Here is a 9007-nt window from a genome sequence, read left to right as displayed (position 1 = left end):
TTCGGCCACGGCCACAGCCGCAAGACCAACACCGGCGGCGAGAGCAGCAAGCACGGCATCTGGCACGCCGACCTGCCGCAGGCGCTGGAGGTCGTGCGCCGGCATGGCCTGCGCCTGGTGGGCATGCACATGCACATCGGCTCGGGTGTGGACTACGAGCACCTCGCGCGGGTGTGCGACGCGATGGTGGCGCTGGTCGCCAGCGTCGATCTGCCGCTCGAAGCCGTGTCCGCCGGCGGCGGCCTGTCGGTGCCCTACCGCAGCGGCGAGCCGCGCATCGACCCCGCGCACTACTTCAGCCTGTGGGATGCCGCCCGCCGGCGGATCGAAGTGCAGCGTGGCCATGCGATCCGGCTCGAGCTCGAGCCGGGCCGCTACCTGGTGGCCGAAGCCGGCGTGCTGGTGGCCGAGGTGCTGGCGGTGAAAGACATGGGTGCCCATCGCTTCGTGCTGTGCGATGCCGGTTTCAACGAACTGATGCGTCCGGCGATGTATGGCGCCTACCACCACATCGAGGTGCTGCGTGCCTCGGGCGAAGCGCCCGGCGGCCCGCTGCGCCCTGCGGTCGTGGCCGGCCCCTTGTGCGAGTCGGGCGACGTGTTCACCCAGGGTGAGGGCGGCCTCGTGCTGCCGCGCGAGTTGCCGGTGGCGCAAGTCGGCGATCTATTGGTGTTCCACGACGCCGGCGCCTACGGTGCGTCGATGTCTTCGAACTACAACAGCCGCCCGCTGGCGGCCGAGGTGCTGGTCGACGGCGGTGTGGGGTGCCTGATCCGACGCGCCCAGACGGTGAGCGAACTGCTGGCGTTGGAGGCGGTCGACGGCGACGCGGCGTAGGCCCCGGGCGGGCACGCCGGCCTTACTGCACGTCTTCCGGGTTCCGCTCGCCGCGCATCTCGGCCAGCAGCCGGCGCCGGTCGGCCTCCAGCTCACGCAGGCGCGACTGGATCACCGAGACCTCGACGTAGTCGTCGGAGCGGGTGTCCTGCGCGATCTGGCGAGCGACCCGCAGCCGGTCGACCGCGCCGAGCACATCACCATTGGAGAAGGCGGCTTCCGCGCCGGCGCGCAGCGAACGCAGGCGCAGCCCCAGCGGCTCGGCGCACTGCGCCAGCATCTGCCAGGCCAGCGCATCGCGCTTGTGCTCGGCGACCCAGGTTTGCAAGGTTTCGGTGGCCAGGCGCAGGGCTTCGGTCGCGCCGGGGTCGCCGCTGCGTTTGCGGGCCAGCGCGGCCTGGGCGCGCACCATCATCGCCGGGCGCGAGCGGTCGCTGGCCAGCGGCGCCAGCGCCGTGGTCAGGGCCGGCGCCAGCTGGGCGGCCGAGCCCCCACGCTCGGCCAGCATCGCGACCCGCAGCAGCGCGAACTGGCGCAGTGCCTCGGGCTCGTTGGCGAAAGGCCCCTTGGCCAAGGCTTCGCCGGCGCTGAGGGACTGCGCGGCTTGGTCGAAGTCGCGCAGCAGGATCGAGGCTTGCGCACCGGCGTAAAGCGTGGCCAGGCGCGGCAGGTCGGCGGCCGGCGAGCCAGAGGCTGCCAGGCCCTGCAGGCGCAGCAAGGCCTGGTCGTTGCGGTCCATCAGCGCCTTGGCGCGGGCCTGCATCAGCGCGTGCGGCACGGCCGACTTCACCGGCGCCGGCAGGCCGGCCTCGCGCACCCGCAGCCGCGCGTCGCTGATCCGCTCGATCGTCAGCGGGTGGCTGCGCAGGTAGGGATACTGGTTGCTGTCGTTCAGCCGCATCGCGCCGTCCATCTTCTCGAACATGCCGACCATGCCGGCGGGGGAGAAGCCGGCGCTGTTCAACACCTCGATGCCGATGCGGTCGGCCTCACGCTCCATCTCGCGCGAAAAGTTCAGCTGGCCCTGGGCCGCGGCGGCCTGGGTGCCCATGATCACCGCCTGAGCCGCGTCGGTGCTCTGGGCACGGCTGGCCGCCAGCACGCCGAGGATCATGCCGGCCATCGTCGCCAGGCCCTGGCGCTGTTGGCTGATCGCGCTGCGCGCGATGTGGCGCTGGGTCACGTGCGACAACTCGTGCGCCAGCACCGACGCCAGCTCGTCGCCGGTGCCGGTCATCGCAATCAGGCCGAGGTAGACACCGACATACCCGCCCGGCAGCGCAAACGCATTGACCGGCCGCTCACCGACCAGGAACGGCTCCCAGGCAAAGGTCTTGTCGAGGTCGGGCTCGATCTCGCCGCGCGAGCGGGCGGCGTGCAGCAGCGGGTCGAACAGCGAGTGCAGGTATTCCAGCAGCGCGGGGTCGTCCAGGTAGGCCGGGTCGCGGCGCACCTCGCGCATGATGCGGTCGCCCAGGCGACGCTCGGCCAGGATGTCGAAGTCTTCGGACACCGAGTCGCCCAGTGCCGGCAGGCGCACCTGGGCTTCGGGCGCGCCCCCGGGCCAGCTGCCGATCAGCGCGGCGGCCAGCGCCAGGGGCATCCAACGGCCAGCGGCCGACCAGGGGCGCGCGCGGCGCAGGCAGGGGGGGAGGTCAGTCAAGGCAGCTTGCGGTCGTTGGCAGGTAAGAAGCCGATGGACCCGGGCCGATCACCGAAGGTTCCGGTCGGGCCGTCGCTATCATGACATTGCCCATCGAGCCCGAGTGTGAAGCGCCGTTTACAACCGTCATGTCCGATCCGCTGACCCATTTCGATCCCCACGGCCAGGCCCACATGGTCGACGTCTCGGCCAAGCCTGAAACCCACCGCGTGGCGCGCGCCACGGGCACGATCCGCATGCAGCCGGCCACGCTCGCGCTGATCGCCGGCGGCCAGGCCGGCAAGGGCGACGTGATCGGCATTGCCCGCATCGCGGCGATCCAGGCCGCCAAGCGCACGGCCGAGCTGATCCCGCTGTGCCACCCTCTGCCGCTGACCCGCGTCAGCGCCGAGTTCGCGCTTGACGATGCGGCATCCGCCGTCCATTGCACCGTGCAGGCCGAGACCTTCGGCCGCACCGGCGTCGAGATGGAAGCCCTCACCGCGGTCCAGGTTGGCCTGCTGACGATCTACGACATGTGCAAGGCCGCTGATCGCGGCATGGTGATGACCGACGTGCGTCTGCTCGAGAAGCAGGGCGGCAAATCGGGCCACTGGGTCGCCGGTGGCTGAGGCAGAGCAACTTCGTGGGTCGCTCGAGTTCGGTCTTGGCCGATGTAATCTGCCTGTCATAGGGCCGGATGCAAGCTGCGGACCTTCGAGTTGAAGCTGGTCTTCACGCACGAGTGAACGCAGCCGCCGGCTGTCCCACAATCACCAGGCCCGGCGCAGCCGGTCGAGGCCTTTTCCATCGGGGAGCCGGATGACGGAACGCAACCTGTTGATCACCGGTGCCAGCCGCGGCATCGGTGCCGCGGCCGCGGTGCTGGCCGCGAAGGCGGGCTGGAACGTGGCCGTCAACTGCCGCCGCGAGCGCGCTGCGGCCGAAGAGGTGGCGGCTGCCGTGCGGGCCGAAGGGCGGCGTGCGCTTGTCGTGCCGGCCGATGTGGCCGACGAGGCGCAGATCCTGGCGCTGTTCGCGACCGTCGGTGCCGAACTGGGCCCGCTGCATGGGCTGGTCAACAACGCCGGCGTGGTCGATGTGGCAGCGCGGGTCGACCAGATGAGCGCCGAGCGCCTGGCGCGCATGTGGGCGATCAACTTGAGTGGCTCGATGTTGTGCGCACGCGAGGCGATCCGCCGCATGGGCCGCAGCCACGGTGGCGCGGGCGGCGTGATCGTCAACCTGTCATCGGCCGCGGCGCGTGTCGGCTCGCCGGGGCTGTACCTCGACTACTCGATGAGCAAGGCGGCGATCGACCACTTCACCACCGGCCTGGCGCGCGAGGTGGCGGCGGACGGCATCCGCGTCAACGCGGTGCGACCCGGCATCATCGACACCGAGATCCACGCGACCAGCGGCCACGCCGAGCGCCTGGCCGCCGCCGTCCCGCAAATCCCGATGGCCCGGCTGGGCACGGCCGACGAGGTGGCGCAGGCGATCGTCTGGCTGCTGTCGGACGAAGCGGCCTATGTGACCGGCGCGCTGCTGGACGTGACCGGCGGGCGCTGAAATTGCCCCCTAAGGTGTCACGAAGGCTTCACCTGCCTGGGGGATCGTCGCGTCGTCGGGGCTGCGTACCATTGACTCCACCATGAACACCGCGCGCACCATCGTTGCCGCCGATCGCCCGCAGACGCTGGGCGAGGAGATCGCCAACGCGATCAGCCACGGCCTGGGTTGCCTGCTGGCGACGGCGTCGTTGCCGATCCTGGTGACCTACGCGGCGCAGCGCGGCACGGTCGTCAACGTGGTCGCGGCCAGCGTGTTTGCCGGCACGGCGATCCTGCTCTACCTGGTCTCGACGCTGTACCACGCGCTGCCCAACGGCGCCGCCAAGGAATGGCTTGGCCGACTCGACCACGCCGCGATCTACCTCTTCATCGCCGGCAGCTACACGCCGTTCACGCTCGGTGTGCTCAAGGGCGGCTGGGGCTGGACGCTGTTCATCATCGTCTGGTCCGCCGCGGCCGTGGGTGTCACGATCAAGTTGCTGAATCGATTGAAGCACCCGCTGTGGTCGACCGGGCTGTATGTCGCAATGGGCTGGGTCGCCGTGATCGCGGCCGGTCCGCTGGTTGAACGCATGCCGGCGACCGGAATCGCCTGGCTGGTGGCTGGCGGCCTGAGCTACACGCTGGGCGCGGTGGTGTTCCTGCTCGACCACCGCGTGCGCTATGCGCATTTCGTGTGGCACCTGTTCGTGATCGGCGGCAGCGTCTGCCACTTCTTCGCCGCGCTCTGGTACGCGGTGTGACACGCTGGCGCAACGCGCCGGGTCTTGCTCAGGGCTTGTTCAGCTTCAGCGGCTTGAGGGCGCCGCAATCGGCGCTGATCCAGTGCCCGGTCTGCGTCATGTCGACCTTTTCCGGCTTGCCCTTGACCTGCGTCACCACGCTGGCGCGGCCGTTGTAGGCCGTCGGGCTGGTCATCGTGTACTCCCCCTCGCCACTGGTCGGGTTGGCGCCGCTGCAGCTGAAGCGGTAGCGCATGGTGGTCCCGGTGCGCTCCAGCAGCTCTTGCTTGCAGTTGCCGTCATGCTGCGGCAGGTCGCCGCGTTCGGCCTGCTCGGCGCTGACGCACAGGCGGATGGCGTTGCTGCGCCCGCTCATGCCGACGCCCTGCTTGGCCATCATGTCTTCGATCATCTTGCGCTGCTCGGGTGGCATGCTGGCCATCTGCTGCTGCATCTGCGCCATCGTCGCTTCCATCTCGCCGCTGGCCGTCTTCATCGTCATCGTTTGCTCCCACAGGCCGGGTTGCAGCTTGAAGGAGGACTGCGCGGCGGCGGGGCCGGCCAGCAAGGCGGCGATGGTGATCAACGGCCAGGCGCAAAACTGCTTGTTCATGGTGCTCATCTTCAGGACACGGGCGGGACGCCGCGGCGCACGAGTTTGCGGTGCAGCCCCCGTCTGCGCAAGCCCTACAAACATGGCCGCGTGCGGGAGCTTCCGGCCCCTCGCACCGACCTTGCGGGCCAAGCGCCGAATCAGCTCAACGTTCGGGTGTCGATCCACTTCACGCGCCCGGTGCGGCGCTTGACTTCGTCCATCATGTGCTGGGTGCCGCCCGGGCCGTCGCCGCCGGCGCCGTTCCACAGGCACAGGAATCGTGTCTTGTCCGGGCCCCAGGCGAGCGCGGTGTTCGTCAGCCAGTCGTTGCAGCGCTCGTAGGCGCTGAGGCCGCGTGGGTTGGGGCCGAGGTCTTCGGGCATCAGACGCGGTGGGTCGGGCAGCCTGGCGCGCACGGCGAACCAGCGCTCGCGCCAGCTGGCGCCATCGGCGCTGGGCAGGATCGAGCGCTGGATGTACTCGGGCTCGTTGGAGGGCAGCATGATCTGGCAGCGAATGCCACGCGCCTGCGCCGCTTCGAGGAACAGGATGTCACCGCCGGCCGCGCATTGGCACAGCGCCAGGTCGCCGTTGCCGGCGCCCAGGCTGTCGATCGCGGCACCGATCTCGCGCGCGGCGGCACTTTCCAGGGCCGCCGGGAAACGCGGATCGGCGCGGTCCGGCGCATCGACCATGTGGCCCGAAAAAAGCAGCACCTGGCGTGGCACGAAAGGCGGTGCCAGGCGCTTGATCTCGCGTTCGACCACGTCGATCGCCAGCGCTGTCTCGGCTGGGCGGAAGCCGACGTCGCGCAACAACGCCAACGACTGCAGCGACGAGTCGAGTGCAAACCAGTCGCGGTCGGCCGCCGCGGCTGCGGCGCGGAAGTCGCGTTGCACCGCGCCGGCGTCGAAGCACAACAGGCTCAGCATCGCCTGCGACGCACGGGCCCAGTAGTCGCGCGGCGCATGCGCCAGCGCACTGGCCACCGCCCAGCGCACGCCGCCGAGCAAGGCTTCGGTCTGCGCCGTGTTCGCGTCACCACCGAGGTGGACACGCAGCACCGTCAGCATCAGCGCGTTGATGCCCGAGTAGTGGTGCGATGGATCGGCCATGAACGCGCTGCGGTACGGCGAGATCGCGTCGCCCAGGCTCGCGTCTTCCAGCGCAGCCGCATCCTTCAGCGCACCCGGCGCCAGTGCCACCGCAGCGCCTGGTGCCGGGTGCCAGCGGCCGATCCAGCCGTCTTTCTCGACCCGGCCGGCCAGGGCCCAGCATTCGGCGTCGCTCGGGTGGTCGTGCGTCAGGGCCTGCGTCCATTCGCGTGCCTCTTCGAAGCGGCCCAGGCGCCCGAGGCAGGTGGCCTTCTTCTGCCGCGCCTGGAGGTCTTCGGGGTCGATCGCCAACGCGGCGTCGAATTGTTCGAGCGCCAGCCCGGCTTGCTGCAGCTTCAGCAGCGAGTTGCCGGCTTCGCGCTTGGCCTCGAGCGCCAGCGCGCGGGTCGGCGTTTCGTTGGCCAGCGTCATGATGTCGCCCGGCCGGTTGCGCTGGCGCGCCACCTCCATCCGACGCGCCCAATCGTTGTAGGTGTCGCTGAATTCGTTGGCGTCGGCCAGCAGCAGCTTGTGCCATTGCGGCTGCTGCAAATGCGGCAGCAGCGCGTAGACCGGGCTGACCTTGCGCCGGGTCGAAGTGGCCAGCGTTTCACGCGCCATCGTCGCCAGCCGTTCGACATCGGCCTGCAGCGTTGCCGGGTCGGGCACGCCGCTGGCCAGGTGGTAGCGCAGCTTGCGCTCGGTGTAGGTGTCGAAGGCTTTCGCGCTGTCGGCGTCGTGGCCCCAACCGGCATCGGCGCCGTACATCAGCACCACGCCGCGCGCCCGCAGTGCATGGCGCACGCCGAGTTCGTACCAGACGTTGGCGTTGGCCAGCGTCAGGTCGGCGACCACCAGGTCGGCCACCAGCAGCTCCTGGAACATGTCGACCCGGATATCGCCGGCGCGCATCTCCTCGTCGGCGCGAAAGACCTCGCAGCCGGCCGCTTCGAGCGCAGGGCGGATCAGCTCGTCGAGCACGCGGTTGAAATCGATCGCCTGGCCAGCGGGGCCTGGCTTGCTGCCGAACGGCATCGCGATGAAGGCATGCGGTTTCATGGCGTCGCTCCGGTGGTGGCGGGGTGGGCCGCGCCGAGCCGGCCCGCCAGTTCATCGGTCAGGCCGCGGACCCGGTTGGCCTGCGAATTCGACGCGGCGAGCCTGCGCGCGCTGACGGCGGTCGATTGCGCGCGGCGCTGCCAGCGCTTCTCGTCTGCGGCATCGCCCAGCGCAATGGCAGCCTGCCACCGCGTCACGCTGGCCCAGTAGCGTGCGCTGGTGGTGACGCCGGCGCGGCCGGGCTCGGCCAGCGCTTGCGCATCGCGCCACAGGCGCTGCGCCTGCACCCAGTCGGCCAGCGCCTCGTCGTGCCGCTTGGCTTTCAGGTGCTGTGACGCGCGCACCTGCAGCAGGTAAGCCAGATGGGCGGCGGTGTAGTGGTCTTCCTTCAGCACGTAACCGCGCTCGAAGCCGCTCAGCGCTTCGGTCAGGTCGACAGGGTCGCGGCCACGGTCCCAGCGGCGTTGGTGGATCGCGGCCCAGAGTGTCAGCGTCTCGGCGTCGTGGGTGGTGGCCGGCGACAGCGTGGCCAGCAGGTCGCGCGCCGCGTCCAGCGCCCTGGCCTCGTTCGGTCGCCGGTGGCGGTAGGTGGCCAGCGCCAGCTGCTGGGTGGCGTGCGAATCGCTCGGGCTGAAGCGGCGCACCTCCTCCCAGGCCTTGACCGCGGCGCCGTAGTCTTCGACCGCCATGGCGCGCTGCGCCCGGTCGAGCCAGTCTCGGGCGGAGGGCGGCGGCTTCAGCGGCCGCGCCGGCTTGCCTGGTGAGGCGGCCAGGCGATCGGCCGGCGTCGTCGCGGCGCCGGGCAGCGGCACGACCACCGGTGCATCGGGCGGCAGCGCCGGCGTGTGCGGCGGCTGCAGGCGCGGCAGCATCGTGTAGACCGGGCTGTCGGTGCGTGCTTCGGCCATGATGAGCTTGATGCTGGCCGCCAGCTCGCGCTCGAAACGCCGCGCCTCCTTGGCGCCGACGTCGGGCCCCAGGTGCTCGTAGCGGCGGATCACGATGTGGTTGACGTCGAACGGGCTCTTGAACCTGTTCTCGGCGACGACGATCGTCGTGCGCGGGCGCAGGGCGTAGCGCACGCCCAGCTCGAAGGCCGCGTTCAGGTTGTTCGTCGACAGGTCGGCGATGACCAGGTCGGCGTTCAATAGCTGCTCGTACATCGGAATGTCGATCGTGCCGGCGTGCACGATCTCGTCGGCGCGCTGGCAGCGCAGCCCGGCGCGCTCGACCGCGGCCTTGATCACTTCATAAGAGGCGTCGAGGTCGAGCACGCGGCCGTCGGTGTAGTCGGTCTTCGAGCCGAAGCCCTGGACGACGAAGCACAGGGGTTTGTCGGTGGTGTTCTTCAAGCGATGGGTCGGGTCGCGAAAGGTCGCCGATTCTGGCCCCGGATGATGTCGGCCTCAGACCTCAGACGAAACCGCGCCAATGCTCGGGCCGCACCATCCGCGTCGCGTAGGTGGCGCCGACGTGCTGGATCA

8 protein-coding genes are annotated in these 9007 nt (G+C 70.2%); 4 read left to right on the top strand and 4 right to left on the bottom strand.

Annotation, left to right across the window (positions count from 1 at the left end; translation table 11 throughout):
- Window positions 1–837, top strand: an 837-nt coding sequence (locus tag VFY73_RS28415) for a diaminopimelate decarboxylase family protein (RefSeq protein ID WP_414654555.1), incomplete at its 5' end; no start/stop codon positions are given.
- A gap of 22 nt (window positions 838–859) precedes the next feature.
- Here VFY73_RS28415 and VFY73_RS28410 read toward each other — a convergent pair.
- The gene (locus VFY73_RS28410) at window positions 860–2500 is read right to left on the bottom strand and encodes a M48 family metalloprotease (protein WP_329724957.1); all 1641 of its coding nucleotides are present in this window, start codon (window positions 2498–2500) and stop codon (window positions 860–862) included.
- A gap of 128 nt (window positions 2501–2628) precedes the next feature.
- Between VFY73_RS28410 and moaC the strand changes: the two genes are divergently transcribed.
- From moaC to trhA, 3 genes are all read left to right on the top strand, one after another.
- Window positions 2629–3111 carry a cyclic pyranopterin monophosphate synthase MoaC gene (moaC, locus tag VFY73_RS28405; RefSeq protein WP_329724956.1) on the top strand — a complete coding sequence of 161 codons (483 nt, stop codon included), beginning with the start codon at window positions 2629–2631 and terminating at the stop codon, window positions 3109–3111.
- Between the two features lie 190 nt (window positions 3112–3301).
- Entirely contained in the window at window positions 3302–4051 is a 750-nt protein-coding gene (locus tag VFY73_RS28400; RefSeq protein ID WP_329724955.1) for an SDR family oxidoreductase, read from the top strand.
- Window positions 4052–4133: 82 nt separating this feature from the next.
- Entirely contained in the window at window positions 4134–4796 is a 663-nt protein-coding gene (gene trhA / locus VFY73_RS28395) for a PAQR family membrane homeostasis protein TrhA (protein WP_329724954.1), read from the top strand.
- A 28-nt stretch (window positions 4797–4824) separates the two neighbouring features.
- Here trhA and VFY73_RS28390 read toward each other — a convergent pair whose 3' ends face one another.
- From VFY73_RS28390 to VFY73_RS28380, 3 genes are all read right to left on the bottom strand, one after another.
- A complete protein-coding gene (locus VFY73_RS28390; protein ID WP_329724953.1) occupies window positions 4825–5388 on the bottom strand; it encodes a DUF3617 domain-containing protein in 564 nt (187 codons plus the stop codon).
- A 140-nt stretch (window positions 5389–5528) separates the two neighbouring features.
- Entirely contained in the window at window positions 5529–7523 is a 1995-nt protein-coding gene (locus tag VFY73_RS28385; protein WP_329724952.1) for a tetratricopeptide repeat protein, read from the bottom strand.
- The gene (locus tag VFY73_RS28380; protein ID WP_329724951.1) at window positions 7520–8875 is read right to left on the bottom strand and encodes a tetratricopeptide repeat-containing protein; all 1356 of its coding nucleotides are present in this window, start codon (window positions 8873–8875) and stop codon (window positions 7520–7522) included. Before VFY73_RS28380 ends, VFY73_RS28385 begins: the two co-directional genes overlap by 4 nt.
- Window positions 8876–9007: the final 132 nt, after the last annotated feature.

The organism is Ideonella sp., from assembly GCF_036277275.1.
Classification (GTDB): domain Bacteria; phylum Pseudomonadota; class Gammaproteobacteria; order Burkholderiales; family Burkholderiaceae_C; genus Ideonella.
The sequence above is the reverse complement of the archived record's forward strand: the minus strand, read 5'-3'. Positions and strand labels throughout refer to the sequence as shown.

Bases quoted from the DNA above. Each gene is read 5' to 3' on its own strand.
- VFY73_RS28390 (WP_329724953.1), bottom strand. From the start codon at position 5,388: ATGAACAAGCAGTTTTGCGCCTGGCCGTTGATCACCATCGCCGCCTTG.
- moaC (WP_329724956.1), top strand. From the start codon at position 2,629: ATGTCCGATCCGCTGACCCATTTCGATCCCCACGGCCAGGCCCACATG.
- trhA (WP_329724954.1), top strand. From the start codon at position 4,134: ATGAACACCGCGCGCACCATCGTTGCCGCCGATCGCCCGCAGACGCTG.
- VFY73_RS28385 (WP_329724952.1), bottom strand. From the start codon at position 7,523: ATGAAACCGCATGCCTTCATCGCGATGCCGTTCGGCAGCAAGCCAGGC.
- VFY73_RS28400 (WP_329724955.1), top strand. From the start codon at position 3,302: ATGACGGAACGCAACCTGTTGATCACCGGTGCCAGCCGCGGCATCGGT.